This is a genomic window from Cognatilysobacter terrigena (assembly GCF_004361065.1).
Lineage (GTDB): Bacteria > Pseudomonadota > Gammaproteobacteria > Xanthomonadales > Xanthomonadaceae > Cognatilysobacter > Cognatilysobacter terrigena.
This window is the reverse complement of sequence record NZ_SELT01000002.1, coordinates 50,669-77,091: the sequence shown is the minus strand read 5'-3', so window position 1 is coordinate 77,091 and position 26,423 is coordinate 50,669. Positions and strand designations below refer to the sequence as shown.

Genomic DNA, 26,423 nt, shown 5'->3' with positions numbered 1-26,423 from the left:
CCGAACTTCGTCCCGACGAGCCGAGCATGGAGCCATCTGTTGGCGCATTCGTGCGAACGTAGCCATTCGTTGCCCGGATCGCACCACCCATGAACTGGCTCGCCCACCTGCACCTCGCGCGGCAGAGCGACGCGGCCATGCTGGGCGCGCTGCTGGGCGACTTCGCGTTCGGGTCGAGCGGGCTGGAACGTTATGGCGACGTCGAACGCCGCGAGATCCTGCTGCATCGACGTGTCGACCGCTTCACGGATACGCATCCTGACGTCGTCGCGTTGCGCTCGACATTCGCGGACGGCCGCCGTCGTTATGCGGGGATCGTGCTCGACGTCTACTTCGACCATCTGCTCGCGCGCGACTGGTCGCGATGGAGCGACGTGTCGCTCGATGCATTCACCGCGCGCGCTTACCGGATCCTTCGCGAGCGCTGCGATGATCTGCCGCCTCGCCTGCAGGCGATCGCGCCGCGCATGGCGGCAGACGACTGGCTCGGCGGTTATCGCGACCGCGCGACGGTCGATCGCGCACTCGGCCGCATGGCGCAGCGCCTTTCGCGCAATGGCGATCGGCTGATCGCGACGTTGCACGACTTCCGTGCGATCGAGCCGCAGGCTGTGGCGATGTTCGACGGCTTCTTCCGCGACCTCGAGGAGTTCACGGTAAAGGAACGTGCTTCGCTCGTGTAGCCGCCCACCACGTCCATCCGCCGAGCAAAAAAAGAGGGACAGCCGAAGCCGTCCCTCGAAGTTACTCAACCCTCTTCCCGTTGCCCATTACGGGCACTCACTCCACTTGCTCAGTGCTGGGAGCTGTCGCCGCGCGACGAGCTGCCGCGGCTACTCGACCCGACGTCGCTCTTGCCGAGACCCTGCTGCGAACCCTGGCGCGACGAGCCCTGCATCGACTGCTGCGAACGGTCGTTACCGGACGCCTGGCGCGAAGAATCACTGCTGCCCAGATTCTGGTTGTTGTTGCGATTCGAGGTGTTCTGATCGTTGCGGTTCATGCGTCCTCCTGATCGACATCTATCGACATCGCCCGCACTGCGGACGGTGATCAGGTTACGCAAGCGGCCCGTCCAAGCAGGTGACCTCGACATTAGCGTTGCGTTAGGCGGCGGTCGTATTCAGCAGGCCGCCATGTAGCTGACGCCGAATTCAGTGCATTTGCGGCCTTCTAGACGGCGTATCGCATCGCGTTCACGGCCGCGCCCGTTGCACACGATCGATGCGCACGTTCGCGTTAACCTCGCCGCATGAGTCTCATCCGTGTCGGCACTGCGAGCTGGACCGATCCCACGCTGATCCAATCGAAGGCGTTCTATCCGCGCGGCTGCAGCTCGGCCGAGGAGCGGCTGCGCTTCTACGCGAGTCGCTTCCCGATGGTGGAAGTCGACTCGAGCTATTACGCGATGCCGAGCGAACGCAACGCGCAGCTCTGGGCCGAACGAACGCCGGACGACTTCACCTTCAACCTCAAGGCCTTCCGCCTATTCACCGGCCACCAGACGCCGGCGAAGGCGTTGCCGCCCGATATCGCCGCCGAACTTGCCCCACTGTTCGAGACGAAGCGCAACGTCTACTACAAGGACCTGCCCGACAGCCTGCGCGACGAGATGTGGGCGCGCTTCGAACGCGCGGTGCGCCCGCTGCGCGACGCCGGCAAGCTCACCGCCCTGCACTTCCAGTTCGCACCCTGGGTCACGCCGTCGCCCGACTGGAAGCGGCACCTCGAGGAATGCGTCGGCCGGCTTCCGGACTACCTGCTCGCGTACGAGTTCCGCAACCGCACGTGGTACGACGGACGCCACGACGACGTGACGCTCGCGATGGAGCGCGATCTCGGCGTCGCGCACGTGGTCGTCGACGAACCGCAGGTGGGCGCGAAATCGATCCCGCAGGTGTGGGGCGTGGCATCGCCGCAACTGGCGATCGTCCGCATGCACGGCCGCAACCACGAGACGTGGGACATCAAGGGCGCGACCGTCGCCAGCGATCGGTTCGACTACGACTATTCGGACGATGAATTGCGGGAGGTCGCGACGCCGATCCGCGAGCTCGCGCAACGCGTCGCCGAACTGCACGTCGTGTTCAACAACAACAACGGCGACCAGGGCCAGCGCAACGGGCGGTCGCTGATGGCGATCCTGGGGGCCGAGGCGTTCGGAGCAGAGTCGCGCGAGGCGTAGGGGTTCGTCGACGCGGATGGCTCGTGACGCGCCTGTGGTGGCACCGCCGAATGGCAGGTGGTGTGCCCGGTGCGCGGCGCTAAGCTCGACGCCTCGATCCCGTGGAGGCGACATGCGCCCATTCGTTCCGGTTCTGTTGACCGCACTCGCCGCATCGAGCGTCGCGCATGCCGATACCCTCGCGCTGGTCGGCGCGAAGGTCTACCCGGCGCCCGACGCCGCCCCGCTCGAGCGCGCCACGGTGCTGATCCGCGACGGCGTGATCACGGCGGTCGGCCGCGACGTGCGCGTGCCCAAGGGCACGACGGTCGTGCGTGTCGACGGCAGGACCGTCGTCGCTGGCTTCTGGAACAGCCACGTGCACCTGCTGCCGGAGCCGTATCGCGGTGCGGCAACGAAGCCGGCCGCGGCGCTGTCCGAGGCGCTCGAGTCGAACTTCACGCAATGGGGCTTTACGACGATCTTCGACATCGCGTCATTGCCCGGCGATGCGCTGGCGCTGCGCAAGCGCATCGACCGTGGCGAGGTGATCGGGCCGAACATCCTCACCGTCGACGCACCGTTCTTCCCGGAAGGCGGCACGCCGATCTACGTCAAAGGGCTGCTCGAGCAACTGCACGTGCCGACGTTCGAGGTCAGCACCGCGGACGAAGCCGCCGCGCGCGCGGCGCGGCAGCTCGACGCGGGCGCCGATGGCGTCAAGGTGTTCGCGGGCGCGATCGTCGGCGGCGCGATCGGGGTGCTGCCGATGAAGACGCCGATCGCGACCGCCGTCGTCGAGCAGGCGCACCGGCGCGGCAAGCCGGCGTTCGCGCATCCGAGCAACATCGCCGGGCTGCAGGTGGCGATGGACAGCGGCGTCGACATCCTCGCGCATTCCACGCCGAACACCGGCCCGTGGTCGAACGAACTCACGCAGTCGTTGGTGTCGCGGAACATGGCGTTGATTCCGACGCTGGCGCTGATCGAAACCGAGGCAGGCGCGGACCGACTGCCGGCGGCGCTCAAGGCGAAGATGCTCGCCGCGTCCTCGCAGCAGTTGAAGAGCTTCGCCGATGCCGGCGGGCAGGTGCTGTTCGGCACCGACTGCGGCTACACCGAGGCGTACGACCCGGTGCTCGAGTACCGCCACATGGCCGCGGCGGGCCTGGACTGGCGCGCGATCCTTGCGAGCCTGACGACCGCGCCGAGCGCGCGCTTCGGGCAGGCGTCACGCAAGGGTCGCGTCGCGGCGGGCATGGAGGCGGATCTGGTCGTGTTGGAGGGGGATCCCGCGACTGATGCAACTGCGTTCGACCGCGTCCAGATGACCGTCCGCGCCGGCCGGATCATCCATCGCGCAGGTGCGAACGGCGTCACGTCCGGGGACTGACGTTTCGCGGCACGACGGCGCGCATCGCTGTCGTTGCCGCCCCGGTTTGCTACCGTCCGCATCGTCGCAAGGACATGGGGGATGTCCGACGATGACGATTCCGCGCGTGGCGCTGATGGGGATGGCGGGCGCGCTGCTCGCCGGTTCGGTGATGGCGCATCCCGGCGGACTCGACGCCAACGGCTGCCACCACGATCGCAAGCACGGCGGTTATCACTGCCATGGCGCTCGCGCGTCGCGGTCGGACGACCTTGCGCCTGCGCGTCTGGCTCCGTCGCGCGCTGAGCGCGGAAGCGTTTACTACCCCAACTGTCGGACGGCGCGCGCGGCCGGCGCAGCGCCCGTGCGGCGTGGTGATCCCGGCTATGCCTCGCACCTGGATCGCGACGGTGACGGCATCGGCTGCGAATGAGCGCCCTCCGTCGAATCCGCCTACCGATTCACGCTTCAGACCCACCTTTCGAACCGTTACGCCTACCGGAGGTTTCCCATGCGTGACCCGCTGATCATGACGGCGCTCGCCGTCGCACTCGTGCTGCCTGCCGTGTCGTTCGCGCAGGAAGACGACGACGAACGCGGCGCGATGATCGAGATGATGACCAGCTCCGATGGCCTGCCGCAGGCCAACATGGGCGAAGAGGACAACGGCTGGCTTCTGTCGCAGGACAAGGGGGTGTGCCGCATGTACAGCTTCAACGATCCGCTCGCGCTGCAGGTCGATCCGGCCCATCCCGAGACCACCGGCATGCACTTCCAGGTGATCGACGGCACGATTCCGGGGGCGGCGGGCACGCAGATTCCGGTCGTCCTGGCGATGCGCGACAAGGAAGACGCGCAGTTCGGCGGCTATCAGGGTGTCGCGGTCGTGGCGAAAGGCATGGTGCCCGCGTACGTCGTCCCGATGCCGATCAAGGACCTGGTCGAGAAGTTTCCGAACGGCTTCCAGGTAATGCTCATGGACGCCAAGGGCGAGAAGAAGATCATGCAGTCCGACACGGTCGGCAGCCGCAAGCACATGGCGACGCTGGGGAAGTGCGCGACGCCCTGAACGCGCAGGTCGATGTGATCGCGTCGGGCAGGCAGTGGCCCGACGCCGCGCCGCTGATCAGCCGGTCCGCACCATCCGGTCGAACAAACGGTCGAGGGTGTGCAGCGGATCGCCGCATCGCCCGGTGTGCACGGGCGAAGGCTGGATGAGCGCGCTGCGTTTCGCCGTCAGCCAATGGAAGCGGGCGCGGATCGGCAGTTCGCCGATCGGACCGCTGCCGGGGCGGCCTTCGCAGATCGCGACGATCGCCTGCAGCTGACGTTCGACGAGTTCGACGTCGACGCTGGGATCCAGCGCACGCAGGCGCGCCGCGTCGACGCCGACACGCGCGAGCAGCAGACGCCGCGTCGGGCACGACAGCAGCACGCCGACGTTGATGAATTCCTCGCGCTCGACGCGCGGCACGGCGCGCAGGATCGCGTAGTCGTAGAGATCAGCCGTGTGCACGACGTGCCTCCTCGACGAACGCCGCGCGCCGTTCGAGCCGCGCGGTGAGGTAATCGACGTAGCGCGTGCGCACGGCGTCCGGGTCATCGCCGAGCCACGCATCGGGCACATCGGCGAGCACGCGTTCGAACAGGTCGCGATCGAGTTGCGGCGCGAGGGTGGCGTCGGCCTCGGCGATGCGCGAAGCGGCGGGCAGCAGCACGTGCTCGCGCACCATCGGGAATGCGCTCGCGGGATCCGGCTCCTGCGTGTCCCAGCCGTGGTGGAAATACAGCGCCGCGCCGTGATCGATCATCCACAGCGCGCGGTGCCAAACCATCAGGTTGGGATTGCGCGCGGTGCGATCGACATTGCTGACGAAACTGTCGAACCAGACGATGCGGGAGGCGAGATCGGCGTCGGGCAAACCGGCGACCGGATCGAAGTTCGCCGCGCCCGGCAGGTAGTCGAGCGCGAGATTGAGGCCCGCGCTCTCGCGGATCAGATGCTGGATTTCCGAGTCGGGCTCGGTGCGCGCGAGTTCGGGATCGAGATCGGCGAACACCAGCTCGGGCACCGGCAATCCGAGCGCCTGCGCGATGCGGCCGGCGATCAGCTCGGCGACGAGCGCGCGCGCACCCTGCCCCGCGCCGCGGAACTTGAGCACGTAGAGGCCGAAGTCGTCGCCTTCGACGATCGCGGGCATCGAGCCGCCTTCGCGCAGCGGCGTGACGTAACGGGTCGCAGTGATGTGGCGCAGCATCGTCCGGCGTCGTGGCGGGGCGTGGGCAGTATCGCGGAGAACGGGGTACGGGGGGCCATGCGACGCAGGCGAGCCCTTCGCGCGACGGGACGTGTCGAACGATCAGACCGTCGCGTGTGCCTCGGGTGCTGGATGCATCACGCCACGCCCATCGGCAACTCGTGTGTGGACACCACGCGCTGGCCGACGGCTTCGCCGCGCAGGAAGCGCATGCCGGCATCGATGACGTCCGGGTCGCTGAGCACGCGGCTATGGCCGAGGCCTTGGGTGCTCAGCAGTCGTGCGCGCGGCCAATAGCGTGCGTAGCGCTCGCCTTCGTCCCAGGGCACGACCGGATCGGCGACGTCATGCACGATCAACGCGGGGCGGCTGATCGACGGTGCGGTGCGTTCGGCGCGCTGTTCGTCGAACGTGATGCCCAGGCGCGCGTGGAAGCCCGACATCATGCGTTCGCACAGCGCGCGCCCGAGCCCGACCGCGCGCGCGAACCGATGCGCCGCCGCAACGGGATCTGCCGCCGGCGCGACGAGAATCGCGCGCCCCGCCTTCAGACCGCGGGCGAGTGCGAGCATCGCTGCCGCGCCGCCGAGCGAATGCCCGATCACCGCGTATGCCGGGCCGAAGCGATCACCGACGCTCACGAGCACGTCGGCGAATTCCGGCAGCGTCGTGCGACGACCGGGGCTCGCGCCGTGCGCGATCTGGTCGAACGCGATGACGGCGAAGCCGGCGTCGCGCAATGCCGGCACCCACGCCGCAATGCGCGCGCCGCTGCTCGCCCAACCGTGTGAGAACAGCACGTACGGCTGCGTCGCCGGGTCGCCCCATCGATAGCCGACGAGTCGATGCCCGCAGGCGTGGATGTCGAAGCGCTCCGCGTCGTCGGCCACCGGTGTCGGCGCATGACCGCCGGGGTGCGGCGTGCAGAACAACGCGGCCGCGCGACGCACCGCCGCGCGCGGCGCGATCCGTCGCGCCGTCGCGAAATACAAGCGGATCGACGCCCGCATCAGGTTGTTTCGAACGGTCGTGCTAATCCGGGGCGAGCGCGTGTCCATGCAGCAGTCCTCAGGCGATCAGTCGGTGGGGGAATTGGCGTCGACGAGCCGGTCGAACGCGCGCATGCCGCGCTCGTAGGCGACCTCGTAGCCGCGCAGGCCGGCGTCGTGATGGACGACGAGCGCGAGCGCATAGAGCTCGAAGGCGAGTTGCTCGACGTCCGTGCCGGGCGCGAGTTCGCCCGTCTGGATCGCGAGCGTGGCGGCGCGCGCCAGTTCGCTGCGCCAGCGCTCCATCTGCGCGATGACGCGATCGCGCAACGGGCCGGGGCGGTCGTCGTATTCGTTCGCGGCGGCGAGGAAGATGCAGCCGCCGTCGTCGCGATGGCGCGCCCAGTCGAACCAGCGATCCATCAGTGCGCGCAGGCGCGCGATGCCGCGCGGTGCGGCGAGCGCCGGCACCATCACGTGTTCGACGAAACGGCGGCCGGCGTTGTCGAGCACCGCCAGCTGCAGGTCCTCGCGGGAGCCGAAGTGCGCGAAGACGCCGCTCTTGGACATGCCGACCTCGCCCGCCAGGCCGCCGATCGACAGGCCTTCTAGGCCCTCGCGGCAGGCGATGCCGTAAGCGCGATCCAGGATCAGCTCCCGGGTGGCGGCGCCCTTGGTGGCGGTGCGGACGGCGGACATGGCGCGGAGATTAGCACGGTCGTGCTATTTGTGATCGCAGGTTTGGAACGTGCTGTCTGCGGCGTCGATCGCTCCGGCACGGCCGCGTCGGACTGCCCACAACCCGGAAGCGCCCGTCGAAATTCGGATCTGCCCGAGCTCGCGACCTGGGTTCGCCGGTACATGAACCGTCCTCCCGCCGCTTCGCGCGCCATTCATGGCCGCGCTTCAAGGATCGGCGCGACACATCGCCGGACCTGCCCATGAAATACGCCTTCGCTGCGACCGCGCTCACCCTGGCCATCGCCTGCCTTCCCACCATCAGCGACGCGCGCCAGCCGCTGCACCTGATCTCGGACGATCAGCTCGCGCAGATGGGCCAGGAGGAGTTCGCCAAGATGAAGGCGACGCAGAAGATGTCGACCGACGCGCGCCAACAGGCGGCCGTCAACTGCGTCGTCAATTCGCTGCGTGCCGTATTGCCCGCGCCGTATTCCACGCAGGCGTGGGAAGCCCGCGTCTTCGTCGACGACACGCCGAACGCGTTCGCGCTGCCGGGCGCCAAGGTCGGCGTGAACACCGGAATGTTCCGCATCGCCAAGACGCAGGACGAACTCGCTGCGGTGCTCGGTCACGAGATGGGCCATATCGTCGCGCGCCATACGAACGAGCGCGTGTCGCGCCAGCTGCTTGCGCAGACCGGTGTGCAGCTGCTGGGCGCGGTCGCGAGCCGGCACGCGTCGGCGCAGACCACGCGCGGCCTGGTCAACGCCGCGGGCGGCGGCGCGCAACTGTTCCTGCTGCTGCCGAACTCGCGGACGCAGGAGGCCGAGGCCGACCAGCTCGGGCAGCGCTACATGGCGCAGGCGGGCTTCGACCCGGCCAAAGCCGTCACGCTCTGGCAGCACATGGACGCCGAATCGCAGAGCCGCCCGCCGCAGTTCCTGTCGACGCATCCCAACCCCGCGAACCGGCTGCGCGACCTGGCCGCGCGTGCACCGGGCCTCCAACCGGTTGCGCAGTCGGCGCGTCGCGCGGGTCGAAATCCGAAGTGCTTCTGAGGCGGTCGCGCGCCTGCGAATGCCGACAGCCGCCGGGTGACGCGCCGGCGCGTCGAGCGACACCGCCACACCGTCGCGATACGTTTTCTACCTTGACCGCCATGCTGCGCTGACGCATGCCAGCCGCTAGTGCCGGGGCCATACTCGGCGCATGACGCCGATCGCCCTGCTCGACCCGCAATCGCTGAGCCACGCCACCGCGCTGCCGGCGCGGTTCTATGTCGACGCCGACATGCCCGCGCGCGATCGCGCGCTGATTTTCGACCGCTCCTGGCAGCTCCTCGCCCACGTCTGCCAGTTGCGCGACGCGGGCGATCACGTGGTCGCCGATTTCGCCGGCCTGCCGGTGATCGCGGTGCGCGGCGCGGATGGCGACATCCGCGTGTTCCACAACGTCTGCCGCCATCGCGCGGGGCCGATCGCCACCTGCGACGGACTCGCCGCGAAGTCGCTGCGCTGCCGCTATCACGGATGGACGTACGGACTCGACGGCGTGCTGCGCTCGGCGCCGGAAATGGGCAGTGCGGAGGATTTCAACGTCGGCGACGTGCGCTTGCCGCAACTCGCGGTGCGCGTCTGGCAGGGCCTCGTGTTCGCGGCGGTCGACGAAGCGCACGCACCCGACTTCGACGCGTTCGTCGCCGGCATCGATGCGCGCCTCGGGCCGACACGTGGACTCGAACGCTACGGGCACCATCGTCGCGTCGGCTACGACGTCGCCTGCAACTGGAAGGTCTACGTCGACAACTACCTCGAGGGCTACCACGTTCCGCACATCCACCCGGGCCTGAACCGGTTGCTCGACTATCGCAGCTACATCACCGAGACCGCCGAGTGGTATTCGTACCAGTGGAGCCCGCTGGAGAGCGGCGACGCGCTGTATGGCGACGGCGACGCGCTGTACTACTGGATGTGGCCGAACACGATGCTCAACATCCTGCCGGGGCGACTGCAGACGAATCGCGTCGTGCCGCGCGGTGTGGATCGCTGTCGCGTCGAGTTCGATTTCTATTACACGGTCGACGAGAGCGAGCAGGCGCGTTCGCGTCGCGAAGCCGACCTGGCCTTCAGCGACGAAGTGCAGCTCGAAGACCTCACCATCTGCGAAGACGTGCAGCGCGGGCTGGCGTCGGGCTCGTACGAGCCGGGCCGATTGAATCCGCTGCGCGAGAACGCGGTGCACCACTTCCACGAACTGCTGCGCGCCGCCTACCGGTCGCGCGCGTGAGTGCGGCGCGCCCGCTGGGCCTGTGGTCAGCGACCGCGCTGGTCGTCGGCAGCATGATCGGCTCGGGCGCGTTCCTGTTGCCATCGTCGCTCGCACCGTTCGGGCTCGCGAGCCTCGCGGGTTGGGCCGTGACGTTGTGCGGCGCGTTGCTGCTGGCGTCGACGTTCGCGCGGCTGTCGGCGCTGTGGCCGCAGAGCGGCGGGCCGTACGTCTACGCGCGCAATGCGTTCGGCGACTTCGCCGGTTTCACCGTCGCGTGGAGCTACTGGGTGTCGGTCTGGTGCGCGAATGCCGCAATCGCGGTCGCGTTCGCCGGCAGCGTCGGCGCATTGATGCCTGCGGCCACTGCGACGCCCGCGCGTGGCGCCGCCTGCGCCCTCTTCGCGCTGTGGGCCTGCACGCTCGTCAACCTCGCCGGTGTGCGCGAGGCCGGCCGCATGCAGGTGGTCACCACCGCGCTCAAGCTCGTTCCGCTGCTGCTGTTCGGGCTCGTCGCGATCTGGGCCGTCGACCCATCGACGCTGACGTTCAATCCCAGCGGCGGCTCGATGGCGTCCGTCATGCAATCGACCGTCGCCCTCACACTGTGGGCGCTGCTGGGCCTGGAAGCCGCGACCGTGCCTGCGGGCGCCGTCGACGACGCGGAACGCACGGTGCCGCGCGCGACGCTCATCGGAACGCTGCTCGCCGGCATCGCCACGGTGCTCGCGTGCACAGCGGTCGTTGCGCTGCTGCCGGGTGCACAACTCGCCACGTCATCCGCACCCATGGCCGACGCCGCACGCCTGCTGTGGGGTCCAACCGCGGGAATTGCGCTCGCGGCGGTGATGGCGGTGTCCTGCTTCGGCGCATTGAACGGCTGGGTGCTGGTCTGCGGGCAGGTGTCGCTGGCCGCCGCACGGGACGGCATGTTTCCGTCATTGTTCGCGCGATGCGATGCGCGCGGAACGCCGGTGGGCGGCGTGATCGTCGGCTCGGCACTCGCCAGCGTGCTGGTGATGTCGAACTACAGCCACTCGCTGGTGCAGCTGTTCACGTTCTCGATCCTGCTGTCCACCGCGGCGACGCTGGTGCCGTACGTGGTGAGCAGCGCCGCGTGGCTACGCCAGCGGGGGTGCGCGGGTCGAGTCGTCGCTGCGTTGGCGCTGATTTACGCGCTGTATGCGCTGGTCGGTACCGGCCGCGAAGCACTCGCCTGGGGCGCCGTCCTGATTCTGTGCGGTATGCCGCTGTATACATGGCGGAGATTCGCAGCGCGCGGATAGCGGCGGCGATGCTGTGTATGGACGCGTACTAGGAACGCCTCGACGCCACGACCTGCGCAGGCGTCACGCCGAGAACCTGACGCATGCACCGCGCCATGTGGCTCGCATGCGCGAAACCTGTCGCGTGTGCGACCTCGGTGATGCGGGCACGACCGTCGCGCAACTGCGCCTGCGCATGTTCGACGCGACGCTGCATGACGAAGCGATGCGGCGTCATGCCCGTCGCGTTCTTGAACAGCGGCTTGAAGTGCGAGACGGCGAAACCGGCGACGCCCGCAAGTTCGTCCAGCGCGAGGTCCTGGTCGAGATGCGCGTCGATGTATTCGATGACACGCCGCAGTCGCCATTCGGGAAGTGCACGCTTGGCTTCCGTCGACGCGCGCGACTGCAGCGCGAGCAGACGCGCCGCAAGCGACCACGCGAGTCCGTCCGCGAACAGACGCCTGGCCGGATACCCGGCGTCCGCTTCGGCCTGCATCAGCCAGCCGATCCGCTCGATCTGCGCGTCGCGGATATGGATGGCCGGCAGCGGTTCGCCCGATGCCACGCCATGTGACTCCGCCGCCTCCTGCATCACGGACGGCGCGAGCCGCAGCAACAGTGACGTGGCCGGCGACGACAGCGTCCACCGCGTGCTGGAGCCCGCGGGCACCACGCAGAACTGGCCGTGCAGGCGCGTGCCGCAGCGTTCGACCCGCCCGGCGCGATACGTCACCGGCACCGGCGCGCCCAAGTGCAGGCACAGCACGTGCCGATGGTCGACGGGCGAGTCGAAGCGCCCCATCGGCACCGGGGAGGCGAGCACGTCGAGCGACGGCAACGTCGAAGCGCCGGGCGTACGAGCCTCGGCAGGCACAGCCGGATAACACGCGGGTCGGCCGGGATCGGTCATGACGGCAGGGTTGACCGCCCGGCCTGCGCAAAGTAGTCCCGAAAGTCATCCGTTCGTGCTCGCCACCGGCCGATCGTGCGCGCTGCGAACGGACGGGGGAACCAGCATGGCGGGCATCGCACCAACGGCCCAACCGATGAAGACTCCGTACGCCGCGCTACTCGCCGTCCTTCTCGCGACAGTCGCTCCGGTCCGCGCAGCGGGCGAAGCGGTCGCAGACGCATCACCCCCGAACGTCGCTGCCGACGACGGCCACCGCCGCCTCGCCGAGTTTGTCGGACTGTGGACCGTCCGGCAGTGGCTGTCGCTGGAAAGCGGCAAACCGCCGCAGATCGATGTCGGCACTGCGGTGTTCACGATGTTCGGCGGCCGCCACCTGCAGCAGGACCTGCGCGTCGGCTCGCGCCCACCGTTCCAGGCCTTGGGCACGGTCGCCTACGACCCGCGCACGAACGCCTACTTCACCACGTGGATCGACCTCAACCTCACCAACGTCCTGACGATGCGCGGCCGTTACGACGCGGCCGATGCCACGTATCGCTTCAGCGGCGACACCACGTTCGACGACGGCCAAACCGTTCCGACCCGCGAGGAACTGCATCGCGTCGACGCCGACCACTTCGTCGTGCGCTATTTCGAAACGCGCGGCGGGTCCGAATCACTGGTCGTGGAGCTCGCCTATTCGCGACGCTGACGAACGCTGCGTCTACCGCGGCGTGCCGGTCTGGCGCACGCGGGGATGCAGGCTCACGCTGCGTTCGGCGTCCATGAGCTGCAGCTCGCCGTCCTGGATCATCGCGGTCAGGCGCGCGCCGCGCGTCAGCAGCGGCAACGCGTCCTCGAGCTCGGCGGTATCGAGGTCGAGCACGGTGAGATTCGACAGGCGCGCGAGCGTCGCCGCATTGCGCGTCCACCACATCTCCGCCGCGTTGCCGCCGTAGCCGACGACGATCACCTCACGCGAACGACCCGCCGCCTTGCGCAGGCGCGATTCGTCCGGCTGGCCGAGTTCGATCCACTGCTCGATCGCATCGGTGTAGTCGCGACGCCACAACGCCGGCTCGTCCTCGTCGCTGAGGCCGCGACCGAATTCGAGGCGCTCGTCCGCGAACAGCGCGAATGCGATGAGCCGCACCAGCAGACGCAGATCCGTCTCGGACGGATGCTGCGCGAGCGTGAGCGCATGCGAGGCGTAGTAGTGCCGGTCCATGTCGCTGACCTGCAGCTCGACCTTGACGACGGTAGCTTTCGGGGCCATGGCGGTCAGCTTGAAAAGGGCGGCCATTCTAGGCGGCCGTCCGATCCGCCGTACGGGCCGGGGCGCGCTCGAACGTCAGCCGCGTCGCTGTCCTGCGACCTGGCGCAACGCCTGCTCGAATACTTCGACCGGTTGACCGCCGGAAATCAGGTATTCGCGGTCGAGGATGATCGCCGGAACCGAATTGATGCCGGCGCGCAGGAAGGTCTGCTCGTCCGCACGCACTTCGTCGACGAACGCGTCGGACGCGAGGATTTCGCTCGCCCGCTCCGCCGGGAGCCCGACGCTCGCGGCGAGCGGCACCAGCGTCGCGTGGTCGCTGACGTCCTCGCCGTCGGTGAAGTAGGCGCGCAGCAATGCGTGTTTCAGCGGAAGCTGCCTGCCCTCCTCCGCCGCCCAGTGCAGCAGGCGATGCGCATCGAACGTGTTGTAGGTGCGCGTGCGTGCGCCCATGGCGAAATCGAATCCGACCTGCGCGCCGCGCTCGCGCAGCCGTTCGCGGTTCTGCTCGAGCTGCGCGGGCGAGAGACCGTACTTGCGGCCGAGATGCTCGTCGATCGCTTCGCCCGCGGGCGCCATGTCGGGGTTCAGTTCGAACGGCTGCACGTGCATTTCGACCGCGATGTCGTCCCCGACCCGCGCGATCGCCTGCTCCAACGCCATCAGACCGATCGCACACCACGGGCAGACGACGTCGGACACGAAGTCGATACGGATCGGAACGGGAGTCGGCGTCGCCATGACGGTTGTCGGCTGCTTGCGGGGTCTGCAATCAGACCACGGATCGCGTCGGGCCTGGATGAGGCGCCGGCTGTCGGGGCGAACGACGATCGATGCGGCAACGGGCAGGCGGGCTCCGCAGCAACTCCGCCAAACAACGAGGCCCCGTTTCCGGGGCCTCGTGTCGAACATGGATATCGATCAGTGCAGCGTACCGGTCGCGCCGCTGGCGTCCTCGGCCGCCGGCTGCAACGTAACCGCCAAGTCCTCGAGTACCGCAATCTCCGCTTCGATCGCCTCGTGCAGTTCGGCGGCCCGGACCATCAGATCCTCGATGCGATCCGCCTGCTTGAGCTTCTTGAGGTCGCCATCGAACAGCAACCACTGCGTCGTCAGGCGCTCGACGTTGCCCTTGGAGTAGTGACGCATCTCCTTGAGCTGCGTCACGGTGTCGTTCACATGATCGAACGGCGTCTTGGCGTCGGTGGACATGCGACCTCCTGCTTCGGTGGTGATGCAAGCAGGAGTAACGCATCGTCCCTGTCTCTTCGCGGAACGGCGCTCTTCACGTGATCGATGCCGACGTGCGCTCATGCAGTGCGCGCGACGTGCGATCACATCTCCACCACATCGTCATGCCGGCGCGTTCACATGACGCGTTCGAGCGGCCTAGGCACGCACGTAGCGTATGTGTGTGGCTGACGATCCTTCGAGCACACGGTCGACACGGAAGCGCGGCGCGGGTTCGGCAAGGTGTTCGAAGAGCCGCCGCCCGCTACCGAACACGACCGGCGCGAGCGCGATCTCGAGTTCGTCGACGACGCCCATGTTCAAGTACTGCTGCACCACATCCGCGCCGCCCGAAATGCGCACATCGCGGTCGCTGGCCGCGGCTCGCGCCAGTTCGAGCGCAACCTCCGGCCCGCCGTTGACGAAGTGGAAGGTGGTGCCGCCCGGCCGCACCCACGGCTCGCGCTTTTCATGCGTCAGCACGTAGACCGGCGTGTGGAACGGCGCGTTCTCGGGCCACGACGCCTCGCCCTGTTCGAACATGCGCTTGCCCATGATGTTCGCGCCGGTGCGCTCCATCGTGTGGCGCGCCATGTCGTTGACGGCACCGGTCTCGCCGCCCGGCCCGAAGCCGAGGTTCTCGCGGAAGTACTGCGTCCGGATGAGCCAGCCCATCAGCGCGCCCCACTTCGCACCCCAGTTGCAGTACTGGGGCGTCGTCCAGTGCTCCATGGTCATGCCCTCGGGCGCCATGTAACCGTCCAGGCTCAACCCGATGTTGACGAAGACCTTGCTCATCCGATTTCTCTCCAATGCCGGCTGTCAACCTGACCCGAGCACGGCGTGACGCTGCACCCCGCTGTTAGCGCATTGTTGCGCGACGCGCGCTCGGAACGGCAGCGGCATAGATGAGCAGGCCCGCGATCGCCATTGCCGCGCCGACATAACCCGTTGACGTCCAGCCGTAGCCGGCGGTGATCGCCATGCCGCCCAGCCACGGGCCGAGCGCGTTCGCCATGTTGAACGCCGAATGGTGCGACGCCGCGGCGAGCGTCTGCGCATCGGCCGCGACATCCATGAGGTGCGCCTGCAGGATGGTCGCAAGCGCACCCATGGTGCCGACGCAGAGCACGGCGGGCAGCACCGTCCACGGCGACTGCGCGGCGAATGGATACAGCGCGAGAACGGCCGTCGCCCACACGAGCACCACGGCCACCGCACGGAAGCGCAGGCGATCGAATAGCCAGCCGCCGAGCACCGTGCCGAGGATGCCGCCGATGCCGAATGCCGCTAAGCCGTAGGGGATGAACGACGACGCCACGCCGGTGACGTGCACGAGCGTCGGCGAGAGGTACGCGAACACCGAGAACATACCGGCGAATCCGATCGCGCCGATCGCGAGTGCGAACCACACCGGGGCGCGGTTGAAGTCGCGCAGTTCGCGCGCGGCGTCGGCGCCCGGCGTCTGCACGCCGCGCGGCAGCGCACGCCACACCATCAGCACCGTCGCGACCGCGATCGCCGCGACGAGGACGAACGCCCAGCGCCAACCCGCGACCTGACCCAGCCACGTCGCCAAGGGATTGCCGACGAGCAGCGAAACCGCGAGCCCCAGCATCACCCGGCCCACCGCCTTTCCGCGTTGATCGGGCGGCGTGATGCTGGCCGCCACCAGCGTGGCGATACCGAAGTACGCACCGTGCGGAAGCCCGGCGACGAAGCGCGCGAGCATCAACGTCGCGTAACCCGGCGCGAGCGCGCTCGCGAGATTGCCGACCGCATAGAAGCCCATCAGCCCGAGCAGCATGCGACGCCGCGACAGGCGCGTCCCGAGGATCGCGAGCGTCGGCGCGCCGACGACGACACCGAGCGCGTAGGCGCTCACCACATGCCCGACGTGCGGCTCGTCGACGTGCAGGCTGCGCGCGATCTCGCTGATGAGCCCCATCACCACGAATTCGCTGGTTCCGATGGCGAACCCGCCCAACGCGAGCGCGACGAGGATGAGCGTTACGGTGCGTGGCGCGAGGGCGGGCGTGGTGCGGATTGTCGAGTCGGCCATGGGGCGTGTTGTGAATCAACCATTGCTTGCGCTGTCGCGCATTGCCCATGCGCACAGCCTTGCGCGGGCGACATGTTCCAGGTGGGGGCTGGGCCGCGGCGGGTGCACGCGAAACGCGTGTCAGCCGGCGGCGTCGGGCCCGTAGAGCATCACGGCCACGCCCTCTCGACGCGCGTCCTCGTACGCCTGCCGCATCGCATCGTTGTAGCGGGACAGATCGGGCGACGCCGGTAGCTTGGCGACGTCGAGAAACGTGCATGACTCGAAACCCAAGCTGTTCAGCGCGAGCAGCGCGGCATCGCGTGCGAGCGACGCATCATCGTCGTTGACCAGGCACATCCCGCTGATCGTCGCGCCGGGAGGCGCGGCGCTGCACGCGGCCCCGGCCGTCATGGAGAGCTTGAATGCGTGCATCGCGGTCTTCCTCGTGCAAAAGAATGTCGAAGACGCGATTGTCCGGGACCGAAGCGCGTTCGGCTACGTCGCGCAGTGCTGATTTGACGACTTCGTACGCATGTTGCCGCAACGGAGTTTCCCGCGGACTGCGGGCAGGGGCGTGAAACCTCAACAGTCGCGCCGTGTCGCCATCGAGCTGCTCCCCCGCCAGGGAATCGGCATGTCGGTGGAACGGGTCGGGTGCCGAAAGTCAGAGTGTCGGATGCACGTGGTCGCGGCTGCTGCATCACGGGATCATGGCCACGTCGTCTTCAGCGCACTTCCGCCATGGATGAACACCATTTTCGCGGCATCACGAATCCGGCCCGGCGCCGCCGGCTTCTCCTGCAGCACGCCTCGCACGTCGCCGGCGAAATGGCCGAGGCCGCGCAGGAGCTCGTCCGCGCCGCTCAGGAGGCGGGCTGGGATCTCGACCCGGTCGTCGTCAATCGGGCGGGTCAACTGCAGAGGCTCATCAAGGCCGCGTCGGAAATCGAGGATGCGCCCGTCAAACCGAACACCGACAGCGCATCGGCGGACCGTATGCCGGGACCGCGGCGCTGAGCGAGCGGCTGTCGGACTCAGCACGGCAACGATGCGCCGGCGGCCCGATCAGCGCAACGGCCCATCACTTCGCACCAAGCTCCAGCCGGATTGCGGACGGTTCCACGACCACTCGGCAACCAACGCGCTCGGCGAGCCGGTGCACCAGCGATGACAGCACTACGGTTGCGTCCCATGTATCCGCTGCAGGCGTAAACCGCAGGCCGCCTTCGCTCACCTCCGCGATGCCCGCCGGCTCGACGCTGACGATTCGGCGCACCAGCATGCGCAGCAGGATCGGGAACTCCTCGGCGATCGCGACGTGCACCGCGGCATTGCCCGCGTCGACTGTCCAACCCGTCGCGTGCATCTCGCCCAGTGTCTGCCGAGCGATGGCGAGTAGGTCGGCGTCCGCGATCTGAAGCGGTCGCTTCCGGGCGACGGCCAGGAGTGCTTCGGTGAGGTCACTCAGCTCACGAACGCCACGATCGAGCCGCTCCAGGCGACGTGTGTGCCGGATGTCGTCGGGCGGATCGTCGAGCACCACTTCGGTGACGCCCCGCACCACCGCGATCGGCGTTCGCAGTTCGTGGCTCGCGTCCGCGAAGAACGCCTGTTGCCGGGCTTCGCTGTCGATGAGCCGCGACTGGTAGTCGTCGATGGCCGTCGCCAGGCGACCGACTTCGTCGGCAGGCAGACCTTCGGCGAGACGCGTGCGCGCAGGCAGGATATCGAGACGCTCGACCGCGTCGGCGAGCCGTCGCAGTGGATGCAATGCGTAACCCGCAAGCCACCAGCCCAGGCCCGCCGAGAGCGCCACGCCGAGAATCACGAACGCGGCCATCCAGGCGTCCAGGCGCGTTTCGAGATGCTCGATATCCGCGAGGTCGACGACGAAATACAGACGACCGGCCCGGCTGTCGAAGACCCCGACGTACTGCCCGTCATACCGGACGTCCTCGTACGTGCCCGGCGCCAGCGACGCGAGCCGTTCCGGCGCATCGTCGCGGTAACCGGCCAGGCGCTGCGTGCGCGGAAGGGCCGCAGGCAATCCGCTCGCGGCACGAAGCACGTAGTCGTCGGCCTGCCCTTTCAGGATGGCGCGCGCCAGCACCGCTTCGTAGTCCTCGGTGATCACGAGCACCGCGCCGACGAAGAGTCCGCACAGCACCAATCCGAGCGCCGCGAATGCGAGGGCGACGCGTCTGCGCAGCGTGGCAGGCGGGCGCGTCATGCAACGATCCTGTAGCCGACGCCGCGGATCGACGCAATCAGTGCGCGGTCGAAGGGCCGGTCGACGAGATTGCGCAATTCGTACATCTGTTGATGCAGCGCGGGCAGATCGGCGTCACCTTCGGGCCAGCCGGCGCGCAGCAGTTCTGCATGACTCACGATCGCGGGGGCCTGGCGAAGCAGGACAGTCAGCAAACGGCTCTGCGTACGCGAAACCGGAATCGACCGACCGCCGCGGATCGCCGTCATCGTGGCGGCGTCGTAGCGAAGCTCGGCGTCGTCGCTGCGCGATGCCGATGGGCTGAACCCACGATGCAGCGCGCGGATGCGCGCTTCCAGCTCGTGCATCGCGAACGGCTTGACCATGTAGTCGTCGGCGCCCTCGGCGAAGCCGCGCAACTTGTCGTCCAGCGTGTCGCGCGCGGTCAGCATGAGCACGGGCACGGCGTCACCTGCGGCGCGCAGTTGTCGGCAGAGGTCGAGCCCGTCCAGACGCGGCAACCCCAGGTCGAGCACGATGACGTCGAAGCCGCCCCGACGCGCACGCGCGAGGCCGGTGGCGCCGTCTGGACAATGGTCCAGCTCGTAGCCCCGGCGCTCGAGGAAATCCCAGATGTTGGCGGCGATGTCGCGCTGGTCTTCGACCAGCAGGACACGCAGGCCCGATACGGCGACGCGCGACGACATGCGCATAGCCTGCCACGACGGCGCGCTGCCGCTTAACACTCGCCTGAGTTTGGCCTGAGGCCGATTTACGCCAGTGGCAGCAGCGTGACGGGTCATCCTCTCGCGAAGCATCGAATGCCCGACACCGCCCGATCCGGCCGCTGGCGCCCCGTGCTCTGGTGGGCACTGGTGTTTCTGATTGTTGAGACGCTGGTGCGCGTCATCCTCCGGGTCGAAACCGGCGCGAATATCCCGCTGGGCGTCGAGGACCTGCGCGTCTTCGCGCTCGGCTTCGTCTTCGACCTGGCGACCCTCGCGTATGTCGCACTTCCATTGGTGCTGCTGACCGCTGCGGTGCCCACCCATGGGCGGCTCGCGCGTCCGGGGCGGTTCGCCATCGAGGCGCTCTGCGCGATCCTGCTCGCCGGGCTGCTGTTCGTCGCCGTGTCGGAATGGACGTTCTGGCAGGAATTCCAGACGCGCTTCAACTTCATCGCCGTCGACTACCTGGTCTACACGACCGAAGTCATCGGCAACATTCGGCAGTCGTATCCGGTCACGCCGATCCTGATCGGCATTCTCGTTGCGACGGCGCTGATCCTGTGGGCGACGCGACGCTTCCGCCGAATGCCCGACGTTCGTGGTGACGCCCTCGCACGTATCGCCGTGCCGATTGCGTGGATCGTGGCCGCCGTCGTAGCGACCGCATTCCTGACCGGCGACCTCAAGGATCGCGGACGGAACGCGTATGCCGACGAACTCGCCGGCAACGGCATCTACGAGTTTTTCGCTGCGTACCGTGCCGCATCGCTCGACTACGACCGCTTCTACCGGACCATTCCCGACGCGGACGCCGACGCGGAAGTGCGTCGCGCTTTGGCGACGCCCGATGCGACGTTCCTGCACCCTACCGGCATCGACCGCCTCATCCACAACGCCGCGCCCGAGCGCCGGCTCAACGTGGTGCTGATCAGCGTCGAATCGTTTTCCGCGGAGTTCTCCGGCACCTATGGACGGGCCGAATCGCTCACGCCCGAACTCGACCGACTGACGCCGCAGAGCCTGGTGTTCGACCGCCTGTATGCGTCGGGCACGCGCACCGTGCGCGGCCTGGAGGCGTTGTCGCTGTCAGTGCCACCGACGCCGGGCGAATCGATCGTCAAGCGCCCGCACAACGAAGGGCTCTTCAGCCTCGCGAGCGTGTTCAACGCGCACGGTTACGCATCGGAGTTCCTGTACGGCGGCTACGGCGCGTTCGACAACATGAACTACTACTTTGGCCACAACGGCTATGCCGTGCACGACCGGACCGAGATCCCCGACAACGCGATCCACAGCGAGAACGTCTGGGGTGTCGCCGACGAGGATCTGTACACGATGGCGATGCGCCGGTTCGATGCCGATTACGCCGCGCACCGCCCGTTCTTCGCGCACGTCATGACGACGTCGAACCACCGCCCCTATACGGTCCCCGAGGGACGCGGCCCGTGGAAGCAGCACAAGCGCGTCAGCGCGGTGCGTTACACCGACTGGGCGATCGGCGACTTCATCCGGCGCGCGCGCACGCATCCATGGTTCGCGAACACCGTGTTCGTCATCACAGCGGACCACTGCGCGATGAGCGCAGGCAAGGCGGCATTGCCGGCGTTCCGCTACCACATTCCGTTGTGGATCTATGCGCCGGGCCAGATCGCGCCGGGTCATGTCGACGGCCTCGTCAGCCAGATCGACGTTCCGCCGACGCTGCTGGGCCTGCTCGGGTTCGACTACCCGAGCCGCTTCTACGGCGTCGACGTCTTCCAGTCGAAGCCCGATCGCGCGTTCATCGGCACGTACCAGCTGCTCGGCTTCCTCCAGCGCGATCGCCTCGTGCAGCTCGCGCCGCATCGGGCGGTGTCCACGCTCGTTCCCGCAATGGATGCCGACCAGCCGCAGCCACCGGCGGCGGACGATCCGAAGCGCACGCTGCGCGCCGTTGCGTTCTACGAGCACGCGGCGCATCGCTTCACGTCGGGTGCGATGCGGGTTCCATTGTCCGCTGCAACACCGGGACGCCACTGATGCACAACCTCGTCGAGGAAAGTGCGGACCTTTCGGCCGTCGTGCTCGGGCTCTTCGCCGCGATTTCGCTGCTCGCGCATCGCCACGACCGCTGGGCGGCCGGGTTCCGACGGCGATGGCTGGGCGTGCTGCTCATCATCGCGGCCGCGGTCGTGCTGGTGCAGGTGAGCGAAGAAGTGCTCGGTCAGGAGAGCACGGCGATCGACCGGTCGATCCTGCTCGCCATCCACGCCGCTGTGCCCGCGGGCCTGCTTCCCCTGTTCAACGCAGCGACACAGAGCGGGTCGTCGCATGTGCTCGTGCCTGCGGTCGCCGTTGCCGTGCTCCTGTTGCTGTGGCGACGCCATCGTTTCGAAGCCTTGCAGCTGGCGACGGTCACTGCCGTCGCCGGCGTCGTGGTCTACGTCGCCAAAACCGCGGTGGGCCGCGCGCGCCCGGACCTCTGGAGCACACAGTGGTTCTGGGGTTCGAGCTTTCCCAGCGGCCACACGCTCAGCACCGCCGCGGTCGCGACTGCCGCCTGCCTCGCCGTCGCGCGCCTGAGGCCGTCGATTCGCGTTCCCGCGATGGTGCTGGCGGTCGTCTGGGTCGCACTGGTCGGCGTGTCGCGGCTGGTGCTCGGCGTGCACTGGCCGACCGATGTCGTCGCCGCGGCATGCGCTGGCCTGCTGGTCGCGACGGGTGTCAACGGCGTTCTCACCTTCATTGCGCACCGTACGAGGCGAACAGCAGGTACGGCACTCCCGACGACCTCCACGGACAGCCCCCGATGAATCGAACCGTCGAACACGCCCTCAGCAAAGTCCCCGCGATCACGCTCACGTTCTGGATCATCAAGATCCTCGCCACCACGCTCGGCGAGATCGGTGGCGACGCCGTCACGATGTCGTGGCTGGGCGAAACCACGCCCAATGCCGCGGTGGGCATCCTGCACTCGGGTTACCTGATCGGGACCGCGCTCTTCGCGGCCATTTTTGCCATCGCCGTGGCCGTGCAGATCCGCGCGAGCACGTTCAATCCATGGCTGTACTGGACGACGATCGTCGCGAGCACCACGGTCGGCACCACGCTCGCCGACTTCGCCGACCGCTCGCTCGGCATCGGCTATACGGGCGGTTCGACGTTGCTGCTCGCGCTGCTGCTCGCGTCGTTGTTCACCTGGTATCGCACCACTGGCACCATCGCCGTCGACAGCGTTCGCGACGCACGCAGCGAGCTGTTCTACTGGCTGACGATCACGTTCTCGCAGACGCTCGGCACCGCGCTCGGCGACTGGGTGGCCGACACGCAGGGCCTGGGCTACGTGGGCGGCATCGAAATCTTCGGCGGCCTGCTGGTTCTGGTCGCCATCCTCTACTTCACGACGAAGGTCTCGCGCACGGCGTTGTTCTGGGCGGCCTTCGTCCTCACGCGTCCACTGGGCGCGGTAGTCGGCGACTTCCTCGACAAGCCGCACGCCAAGGGTGGCCTCGAGCTCAGCCGCTACACGGGCTCCATCGTGTTGCTGGTGGCCATTGCGCTATGCATCGTGCTGTTCCCGCAGCGACCGGCGACGAAAGCACACTGATGCGCGGCGGCGTCGCCCTGGCGTTCCTGCTGATGTGCGCGCGGGCACACGCGCAGGCCGGCCCGCCGATGATCACCAACGATCCCGATACGCCGGGGCCCGGCGTCTGGGAGATCAACGTGGCGGCGACGGGCGACCGTCTGCGCGGCGGCGGATGGGATCTGGACGCGCCGGACCTCGACATCAACCGCGGCGTGGGCGAGCGCATCCAGCTGTCGGTGCACGCGGCGTGGGCGCATGCACGCGACGACGGCGCGTGGCGCAGCGGGCTGGGCGATGTCGAGTTCGGCATGCGCTACCGCTTTCTCGATGCAGAAAGCGACAGGGTCTCGCTGGCGGTGCAGCCGTTGTACGTGCGCGGATGGTCGGCCGCAGCGCGCAGGCGCGGGCTTGCGTCGGAGCACCCGGAATGGGTGCTGCCGCTTCAGCTCGCGCGACCGTTCGGCTCGTTCAGCGGTGGCCTCGAAGTGGCGCGTCACTTCATCTCCAAGGAAGCGGATGCCTGGCAGCTGGGCACGTTCGTCGCGCATGACTGCGCCGGCGGCGATTGCCTCGCCGAGATCAACGCGACGCGCGTCGACGGGCAGTCCACGCGCACCATCGCCAATGTCGGCGCACGACATCCGCTACGCGAAGGCCTGTTGCTCATGGGGTCGCTCGGCACGGAGGTGAGCGGGCCGGACCGCGCGCCGCTGGTGTTCTATGTGGGGCTGCAATATGTCCGCTGACCGCGACTGGACCACCAACGGCCGCGCCGTCGCAGTCATCGTCGCGGTGCTCGCGTTCGCGTTTCTCGGCAGCCGCGGCTTGTGGGATCCCGATGAAGGCCGGTACACAAACGTCGCGCTGAACATGCTCGCGCGTGGCGACTGGCTGATCCCGCATCGAAGTTTCGAAATGGCGCACTGGACGAAGCCGCCGCTCACCTACTGGGCGATCGCATCCAGCCTGGCGACGCTTGGCGTCAACACGTGGGCCGCACGACTCGCCTCCGCACTCGCCTATCTCGTCTCCGCGTGGACGGTGGGACGCATCGCCGGCCGCCTGATGCCCGGACGATCGAGCATCGGCGCGCTGGTGTTCGCGACGATGCTGTTGCCCGCCGTCGCATCGCAACTCGTCACCACCGACATGCTGCTCGCGACCTGCGAGCTGCTCGCGATGTGGGGCTATGTCGAGCGCCGCTGGGGCGACGGCCGCCTGCGCTGGTCGCTGCTGATGTTCGCGGGCTTCGGACTCGCGTTCCTGACGAAGGGTCCGCCGGGCCTGCTGCCCGCGTTGGCGATCGTCGCGACCGAACTCGCCGCGCCGCAGCCGCGCCGCGTACTGACGTTCACGGGTGTGCTCGCGTTCCTCGCGATCGCGCTGCCGTGGTTCGTCGCAGTCGTCATCGAGGTCCCCGGGCTGCTGCACTACTTCCTCGGCCACGAAGTCGTGAACCGCGTGGCGAGCAACGAGTTTGGCCGACACGGCGAGTGGTACGGCTGGCTCGTCGTCTACCTGCCGACGCTGCTCGTGGGCACATTGCCGTGGATCGTCCCGTTGGCGCGGAGCATCGTCGCCTCATGCCGCGTTGCACGCGGCTGGCATACGCGCGTTGTGCGCCAGGCCGACGACAAGCGCTTCATGCTGCTGGCGTGGATCGTGCTTCCGCTCCTCATCTTCTGCATCGCGCGCTCGCGTCTGCCGCTCTATCTGCTGCCGCTGATGGCGCCGCTCGCACTGCTGGTCACGCTCGGCTTCGACGACGCGCATCCCGTGCCCAAGCGCACCGTCGCGGTGTGGTGCGTGGTGCTCTTCGCGTTGCGCATGGCAGGTCTCTGGATTCCGTCGAACCAGGACGCGCGCGCATGGGCCGCCGAAATCCGCGCCCGCGTGCCCGGCCCGATCAGCCAGGTGATCTTCGTCGACGACGTGCCGCGCTACGGCCTGCACCTGCATCTCGGTGCAGAGATCGAGAACGTCGCGATCGAGGACCGCAGCTCGCTTGCAACCGTCAATCCCGATGTCGACGAACCGATCGATCGCGAGCTTGCGGATCCGGACGTCGCCGGTGCCGTCTGGCTGACGCCGACATCGCGTTGGCCGGCCGTGCAGTCGCGCGTTCGCTCGCGCGGTCTCGTCGCGCAACCGTTCGGCAGCCCGCTGCACGACCGCATCGTATTCCGCGTCCTCCACTCCTCCGCCTCCGCAACGCCCCAGGAGCTTCCATGCGCGTCGCCGTGCTCACCGTCGCACTGATCACCCTCTGCAGCTGCGCCACGTCGGCCGACACGCCCGCGACGTCCTACGCCGTGACGACGCACTGGCCGGTCGCCGGCGAAGGGCGATGGGATCTGCTGGACGTCGATCCCGCCGCGCATCGCCTGTACCTCAGCCGGAGCGATCGCGTGCAGGTGCTCGATACGACCACTGGCAAACTCGTCGGCGAAGTGCCGGGGACGGACGGAGTGCACGGCATCGCGGTGGTGTCGTCGCTCGGCCGCGGCTTCGCGACGGATGGCCGTAGCGATCGCGTCACAGAATTCGACCTCCGCACGCTCGCCGTGTTGCGCACGATCCCCGTGTCGGGCCATTCGCCCGACGCCGTGCTGTTCGACCCGCATTCGCGTCACCTCTACGCGTTCAACGCGCGCAGCAATAACGCGTCGGTCATTGACCCGATCGCGGGCAAGGAAGTCGCCACCCTCGCATTCGTCGGCAATCCCGAGCTGGCGGCGAGCGACGGCGCGGGCCACGTCTTCGTCAATCTCGAAAGCAGTGGGGCAGTGGTCGACATCGACTCGAACACCTCGCGCATCGCACACACATGGACGCTCGACGGTTGCGACGGGCCGACCGGCCTCGGACTCGACGTCAGACACGCGCGTCTGTTCTCCGCCTGCGCCAACGGGGTGATGGCCGTGACCGATGCGCGCGATGGTCATGCGATCGCACGCGTGCCGATCGGCGAAGGTCCCGATGGCCTCGCCTTCGACGCCGCGCGTGGCGACGTGCTGGTGCCGAACGGCCGGAGCGGCACGCTCACCCTGATCCACGAGGACGCGCCGGATCATTACGTCGTCAGGCAGACGATTCCGACGCGCGCCGGCGCTCGGACGATCGCTCTTGATCCCATGTCGCATCGCGCCTACCTGCCGACCGCGCAATTCGGACCGAAGCCGGCGGGCGACGCAGATGCGCGCCCGCCGATGATTCCGGGCAGCTTCGAAGTGGTCGTGGTGGGTGTGGGCCACTGAGCGGACAGCCAGATAAAGCGGTCGGCGCAGCTGAAACGCGGTCGCGAACGGTCCTGATCCATCCTGCTCGCACCGCCGCAACGCAACAGGCCGCCCGCGCATAGAGCGTGGCACCGCGCGGACGCGTCGGAGTTGATCGACCTGCTAGGCTCTGCTCCCCACAGATCCGTTCTGCTCCGCGCCGCCGCTGGACACTGCGGCCGGGTCGCGCAGGACCGGCCA

Annotated in this window: 30 protein-coding genes; 16 read left to right on the top strand and 14 right to left on the bottom strand. The window is 68.2% G+C overall.

The window, feature by feature from the left end; genetic code table 11:
- Positions 1 to 89: 89 nt before the first annotated feature.
- Positions 90 to 683 carry an acyl carrier protein phosphodiesterase gene (locus EVS83_RS02125; protein ID WP_133499117.1) on the top strand — a complete coding sequence of 198 codons (594 nt, stop codon included), beginning with the start codon at positions 90 to 92 and terminating at the stop codon, positions 681 to 683.
- A 110-nt stretch (positions 684 to 793) separates the two neighbouring features.
- Here the strand turns inward: EVS83_RS02125 and EVS83_RS02120 are convergent, their stop codons facing one another.
- Positions 794 to 1,003, bottom strand: a complete 210-nt coding sequence (locus EVS83_RS02120; RefSeq protein ID WP_133499115.1) for a hypothetical protein — start codon at positions 1,001 to 1,003, stop codon at positions 794 to 796.
- A 249-nt stretch (positions 1,004 to 1,252) separates the two neighbouring features.
- Between EVS83_RS02120 and EVS83_RS02115 the strand changes: the two genes are divergently transcribed.
- From EVS83_RS02115 to EVS83_RS02100, 4 genes are all read left to right on the top strand, one after another.
- Complete coding sequence (locus tag EVS83_RS02115; RefSeq protein WP_133499113.1) at positions 1,253 to 2,185, top strand: DUF72 domain-containing protein; 933 nt, start codon at positions 1,253 to 1,255, stop codon at positions 2,183 to 2,185.
- Positions 2,186 to 2,297: 112 nt separating this feature from the next.
- Entirely contained in the window at positions 2,298 to 3,557 is a 1,260-nt protein-coding gene (locus tag EVS83_RS02110) for an amidohydrolase family protein (protein ID WP_166636761.1), read from the top strand.
- A gap of 91 nt (positions 3,558 to 3,648) precedes the next feature.
- Entirely contained in the window at positions 3,649 to 3,969 is a 321-nt protein-coding gene (locus EVS83_RS02105) for an excalibur calcium-binding domain-containing protein (protein ID WP_133499109.1), read from the top strand.
- Positions 3,970 to 4,047: 78 nt separating this feature from the next.
- The gene (locus EVS83_RS02100; protein ID WP_133499107.1) at positions 4,048 to 4,605 is read left to right on the top strand and encodes a hypothetical protein; all 558 of its coding nucleotides are present in this window, start codon (positions 4,048 to 4,050) and stop codon (positions 4,603 to 4,605) included.
- A 57-nt stretch (positions 4,606 to 4,662) separates the two neighbouring features.
- On the opposite strand, the gene EVS83_RS02095 is transcribed toward EVS83_RS02100, so the two are convergent.
- The 4 genes from EVS83_RS02095 to EVS83_RS02080 all read right to left on the bottom strand — a co-directional run bounded on the left by EVS83_RS02095 (position 4,663) and on the right by EVS83_RS02080 (position 7,482).
- On the bottom strand, positions 4,663 to 5,052 hold the full coding sequence (locus EVS83_RS02095) for a DUF3037 domain-containing protein (RefSeq protein ID WP_133499105.1): 390 nt from the start codon (positions 5,050 to 5,052) through the stop codon (positions 4,663 to 4,665).
- Complete coding sequence (locus EVS83_RS02090; protein ID WP_166636778.1) at positions 5,039 to 5,791, bottom strand: HipA family kinase; 753 nt, start codon at positions 5,789 to 5,791, stop codon at positions 5,039 to 5,041. The genes EVS83_RS02095 and EVS83_RS02090 overlap by 14 nt, the downstream gene beginning before the upstream one ends.
- Before the next feature lie 140 nt (positions 5,792 to 5,931).
- Positions 5,932 to 6,852 (bottom strand): alpha/beta hydrolase, encoded by a 921-nt coding sequence (locus EVS83_RS02085; RefSeq protein WP_246022744.1) that lies wholly within the window; start codon positions 6,850 to 6,852, stop codon positions 5,932 to 5,934.
- Positions 6,853 to 6,870: 18 nt separating this feature from the next.
- A complete protein-coding gene (locus tag EVS83_RS02080; RefSeq protein WP_133499101.1) occupies positions 6,871 to 7,482 on the bottom strand; it encodes a TetR/AcrR family transcriptional regulator in 612 nt (203 codons plus the stop codon).
- Between the two features lie 242 nt (positions 7,483 to 7,724).
- On the opposite strand from EVS83_RS02080, the gene EVS83_RS02075 reads away from it, so the two are divergent.
- The 3 genes from EVS83_RS02075 to EVS83_RS02065 all read left to right on the top strand — a co-directional run bounded on the left by EVS83_RS02075 (position 7,725) and on the right by EVS83_RS02065 (position 11,015).
- On the top strand, positions 7,725 to 8,522 hold the full coding sequence (locus EVS83_RS02075; protein ID WP_133499099.1) for a M48 family metallopeptidase: 798 nt from the start codon (positions 7,725 to 7,727) through the stop codon (positions 8,520 to 8,522).
- A gap of 151 nt (positions 8,523 to 8,673) precedes the next feature.
- Positions 8,674 to 9,750, top strand: a complete 1,077-nt coding sequence (locus EVS83_RS02070) for an aromatic ring-hydroxylating oxygenase subunit alpha (RefSeq protein WP_133499097.1) — start codon at positions 8,674 to 8,676, stop codon at positions 9,748 to 9,750.
- A complete protein-coding gene (locus EVS83_RS02065) occupies positions 9,747 to 11,015 on the top strand; it encodes an amino acid permease (protein ID WP_246022743.1) in 1,269 nt (422 codons plus the stop codon). The genes EVS83_RS02070 and EVS83_RS02065 overlap by 4 nt, the downstream gene beginning before the upstream one ends.
- Before the next feature lie 28 nt (positions 11,016 to 11,043).
- On the opposite strand, the gene EVS83_RS02060 is transcribed toward EVS83_RS02065, so the two are convergent.
- The gene (locus EVS83_RS02060) at positions 11,044 to 11,835 is read right to left on the bottom strand and encodes a helix-turn-helix domain-containing protein (protein ID WP_246022742.1); all 792 of its coding nucleotides are present in this window, start codon (positions 11,833 to 11,835) and stop codon (positions 11,044 to 11,046) included.
- 208 nt (positions 11,836 to 12,043) lie between these two features.
- On the opposite strand from EVS83_RS02060, the gene EVS83_RS02055 reads away from it, so the two are divergent.
- Positions 12,044 to 12,601: a DUF1579 family protein gene (locus tag EVS83_RS02055; protein ID WP_166636760.1), complete on the top strand. Its 558-nt coding sequence runs from the start codon at positions 12,044 to 12,046 to the stop codon at positions 12,599 to 12,601.
- A 12-nt stretch (positions 12,602 to 12,613) separates the two neighbouring features.
- Here the strand turns inward: EVS83_RS02055 and EVS83_RS02050 are convergent, their stop codons facing one another.
- From EVS83_RS02050 to EVS83_RS02025, 6 genes are all read right to left on the bottom strand, one after another.
- On the bottom strand, positions 12,614 to 13,165 hold the full coding sequence (locus tag EVS83_RS02050; RefSeq protein ID WP_133499091.1) for a YaeQ family protein: 552 nt from the start codon (positions 13,163 to 13,165) through the stop codon (positions 12,614 to 12,616).
- A gap of 75 nt (positions 13,166 to 13,240) precedes the next feature.
- A complete protein-coding gene (locus tag EVS83_RS02045; RefSeq protein WP_133499089.1) occupies positions 13,241 to 13,906 on the bottom strand; it encodes a DsbA family oxidoreductase in 666 nt (221 codons plus the stop codon).
- 180 nt (positions 13,907 to 14,086) lie between these two features.
- A complete protein-coding gene (locus EVS83_RS02040) occupies positions 14,087 to 14,377 on the bottom strand; it encodes a hypothetical protein (protein ID WP_133499087.1) in 291 nt (96 codons plus the stop codon).
- Positions 14,378 to 14,554: 177 nt separating this feature from the next.
- Entirely contained in the window at positions 14,555 to 15,193 is a 639-nt protein-coding gene (locus EVS83_RS02035) for a dihydrofolate reductase family protein (RefSeq protein WP_133499085.1), read from the bottom strand.
- Positions 15,194 to 15,257: 64 nt separating this feature from the next.
- Positions 15,258 to 16,457 (bottom strand): MFS transporter, encoded by a 1,200-nt coding sequence (locus EVS83_RS02030; protein WP_133499083.1) that lies wholly within the window; start codon positions 16,455 to 16,457, stop codon positions 15,258 to 15,260.
- A 120-nt stretch (positions 16,458 to 16,577) separates the two neighbouring features.
- Entirely contained in the window at positions 16,578 to 16,871 is a 294-nt protein-coding gene (locus EVS83_RS02025) for a hypothetical protein (RefSeq protein ID WP_133499081.1), read from the bottom strand.
- A gap of 309 nt (positions 16,872 to 17,180) precedes the next feature.
- Between EVS83_RS02025 and EVS83_RS02020 the strand changes: the two genes are divergently transcribed.
- Positions 17,181 to 17,456, top strand: coding sequence for a hypothetical protein (locus tag EVS83_RS02020; protein WP_133499079.1), 276 nt, complete (start codon positions 17,181 to 17,183; stop codon positions 17,454 to 17,456).
- 64 nt (positions 17,457 to 17,520) lie between these two features.
- On the opposite strand, the gene EVS83_RS02015 is transcribed toward EVS83_RS02020, so the two are convergent.
- Positions 17,521 to 18,669, bottom strand: coding sequence for a sensor histidine kinase (locus EVS83_RS02015; RefSeq protein WP_133499077.1), 1,149 nt, complete (start codon positions 18,667 to 18,669; stop codon positions 17,521 to 17,523).
- Positions 18,666 to 19,355 (bottom strand): response regulator transcription factor, encoded by a 690-nt coding sequence (locus EVS83_RS02010; RefSeq protein ID WP_133499075.1) that lies wholly within the window; start codon positions 19,353 to 19,355, stop codon positions 18,666 to 18,668. The genes EVS83_RS02015 and EVS83_RS02010 overlap by 4 nt, the downstream gene beginning before the upstream one ends.
- Before the next feature lie 114 nt (positions 19,356 to 19,469).
- On the opposite strand from EVS83_RS02010, the gene EVS83_RS02005 reads away from it, so the two are divergent.
- From EVS83_RS02005 to EVS83_RS01980, 6 genes are read left to right on the top strand one after another with little or no spacing between them, the layout of a single operon-like run.
- Positions 19,470 to 21,395 carry an LTA synthase family protein gene (locus EVS83_RS02005; protein ID WP_133499073.1) on the top strand — a complete coding sequence of 642 codons (1,926 nt, stop codon included), beginning with the start codon at positions 19,470 to 19,472 and terminating at the stop codon, positions 21,393 to 21,395.
- On the top strand, positions 21,395 to 22,168 hold the full coding sequence (locus EVS83_RS02000; RefSeq protein ID WP_133499071.1) for a phosphatase PAP2 family protein: 774 nt from the start codon (positions 21,395 to 21,397) through the stop codon (positions 22,166 to 22,168). Before EVS83_RS02005 ends, EVS83_RS02000 begins: the two co-directional genes overlap by 1 nt.
- Positions 22,165 to 22,962 carry a COG4705 family protein gene (locus tag EVS83_RS01995; protein WP_133499069.1) on the top strand — a complete coding sequence of 266 codons (798 nt, stop codon included), beginning with the start codon at positions 22,165 to 22,167 and terminating at the stop codon, positions 22,960 to 22,962. Before EVS83_RS02000 ends, EVS83_RS01995 begins: the two co-directional genes overlap by 4 nt.
- Positions 22,962 to 23,690, top strand: a complete 729-nt coding sequence (locus EVS83_RS01990; protein ID WP_133499067.1) for a hypothetical protein — start codon at positions 22,962 to 22,964, stop codon at positions 23,688 to 23,690. Before EVS83_RS01995 ends, EVS83_RS01990 begins: the two co-directional genes overlap by 1 nt.
- Positions 23,680 to 25,203 (top strand): ArnT family glycosyltransferase, encoded by a 1,524-nt coding sequence (locus EVS83_RS01985; RefSeq protein ID WP_166636759.1) that lies wholly within the window; start codon positions 23,680 to 23,682, stop codon positions 25,201 to 25,203. The genes EVS83_RS01990 and EVS83_RS01985 overlap by 11 nt, the downstream gene beginning before the upstream one ends.
- Positions 25,173 to 26,201, top strand: coding sequence for a YncE family protein (locus EVS83_RS01980; protein WP_133499063.1), 1,029 nt, complete (start codon positions 25,173 to 25,175; stop codon positions 26,199 to 26,201). The genes EVS83_RS01985 and EVS83_RS01980 overlap by 31 nt, the downstream gene beginning before the upstream one ends.
- The last annotated feature ends 222 nt before the right edge of the window (positions 26,202 to 26,423 follow it).

Coding starts and splice junctions, on each gene's coding strand:
- EVS83_RS02085 (WP_246022744.1), bottom strand. CDS start 6,852: ATGGACACGCGCTCGCCCCGGATTAGCACGACCGTTCGAAACAACCTG.
- EVS83_RS02050 (WP_133499091.1), bottom strand. CDS start 13,165: ATGGCCCCGAAAGCTACCGTCGTCAAGGTCGAGCTGCAGGTCAGCGAC.
- EVS83_RS01985 (WP_166636759.1), top strand. CDS start 23,680: ATGTCCGCTGACCGCGACTGGACCACCAACGGCCGCGCCGTCGCAGTC.
- EVS83_RS02120 (WP_133499115.1), bottom strand. CDS start 1,003: ATGAACCGCAACGATCAGAACACCTCGAATCGCAACAACAACCAGAAT.
- EVS83_RS02035 (WP_133499085.1), bottom strand. CDS start 15,193: ATGAGCAAGGTCTTCGTCAACATCGGGTTGAGCCTGGACGGTTACATG.
- EVS83_RS02010 (WP_133499075.1), bottom strand. CDS start 19,355: ATGTCGTCGCGCGTCGCCGTATCGGGCCTGCGTGTCCTGCTGGTCGAA.
- EVS83_RS02020 (WP_133499079.1), top strand. CDS start 17,181: ATGGATGAACACCATTTTCGCGGCATCACGAATCCGGCCCGGCGCCGC.
- EVS83_RS02005 (WP_133499073.1), top strand. CDS start 19,470: ATGCCCGACACCGCCCGATCCGGCCGCTGGCGCCCCGTGCTCTGGTGG.
- EVS83_RS02040 (WP_133499087.1), bottom strand. CDS start 14,377: ATGTCCACCGACGCCAAGACGCCGTTCGATCATGTGAACGACACCGTG.
- EVS83_RS02070 (WP_133499097.1), top strand. CDS start 8,674: ATGACGCCGATCGCCCTGCTCGACCCGCAATCGCTGAGCCACGCCACC.
- EVS83_RS01995 (WP_133499069.1), top strand. CDS start 22,165: ATGAATCGAACCGTCGAACACGCCCTCAGCAAAGTCCCCGCGATCACG.
- EVS83_RS02030 (WP_133499083.1), bottom strand. CDS start 16,457: ATGGCCGACTCGACAATCCGCACCACGCCCGCCCTCGCGCCACGCACC.
- EVS83_RS02000 (WP_133499071.1), top strand. CDS start 21,395: ATGCACAACCTCGTCGAGGAAAGTGCGGACCTTTCGGCCGTCGTGCTC.
- EVS83_RS02045 (WP_133499089.1), bottom strand. CDS start 13,906: ATGGCGACGCCGACTCCCGTTCCGATCCGTATCGACTTCGTGTCCGAC.
- EVS83_RS01980 (WP_133499063.1), top strand. CDS start 25,173: ATGCGCGTCGCCGTGCTCACCGTCGCACTGATCACCCTCTGCAGCTGC.
- EVS83_RS02100 (WP_133499107.1), top strand. CDS start 4,048: ATGCGTGACCCGCTGATCATGACGGCGCTCGCCGTCGCACTCGTGCTG.
- EVS83_RS02055 (WP_166636760.1), top strand. CDS start 12,044: ATGAAGACTCCGTACGCCGCGCTACTCGCCGTCCTTCTCGCGACAGTC.
- EVS83_RS01990 (WP_133499067.1), top strand. CDS start 22,962: ATGCGCGGCGGCGTCGCCCTGGCGTTCCTGCTGATGTGCGCGCGGGCA.
- EVS83_RS02125 (WP_133499117.1), top strand. CDS start 90: ATGAACTGGCTCGCCCACCTGCACCTCGCGCGGCAGAGCGACGCGGCC.
- EVS83_RS02015 (WP_133499077.1), bottom strand. CDS start 18,669: ATGACGCGCCCGCCTGCCACGCTGCGCAGACGCGTCGCCCTCGCATTC.
- EVS83_RS02025 (WP_133499081.1), bottom strand. CDS start 16,871: ATGCACGCATTCAAGCTCTCCATGACGGCCGGGGCCGCGTGCAGCGCC.
- EVS83_RS02075 (WP_133499099.1), top strand. CDS start 7,725: ATGAAATACGCCTTCGCTGCGACCGCGCTCACCCTGGCCATCGCCTGC.
- EVS83_RS02110 (WP_166636761.1), top strand. CDS start 2,298: ATGCGCCCATTCGTTCCGGTTCTGTTGACCGCACTCGCCGCATCGAGC.
- EVS83_RS02080 (WP_133499101.1), bottom strand. CDS start 7,482: ATGTCCGCCGTCCGCACCGCCACCAAGGGCGCCGCCACCCGGGAGCTG.
- EVS83_RS02105 (WP_133499109.1), top strand. CDS start 3,649: ATGACGATTCCGCGCGTGGCGCTGATGGGGATGGCGGGCGCGCTGCTC.
- EVS83_RS02115 (WP_133499113.1), top strand. CDS start 1,253: ATGAGTCTCATCCGTGTCGGCACTGCGAGCTGGACCGATCCCACGCTG.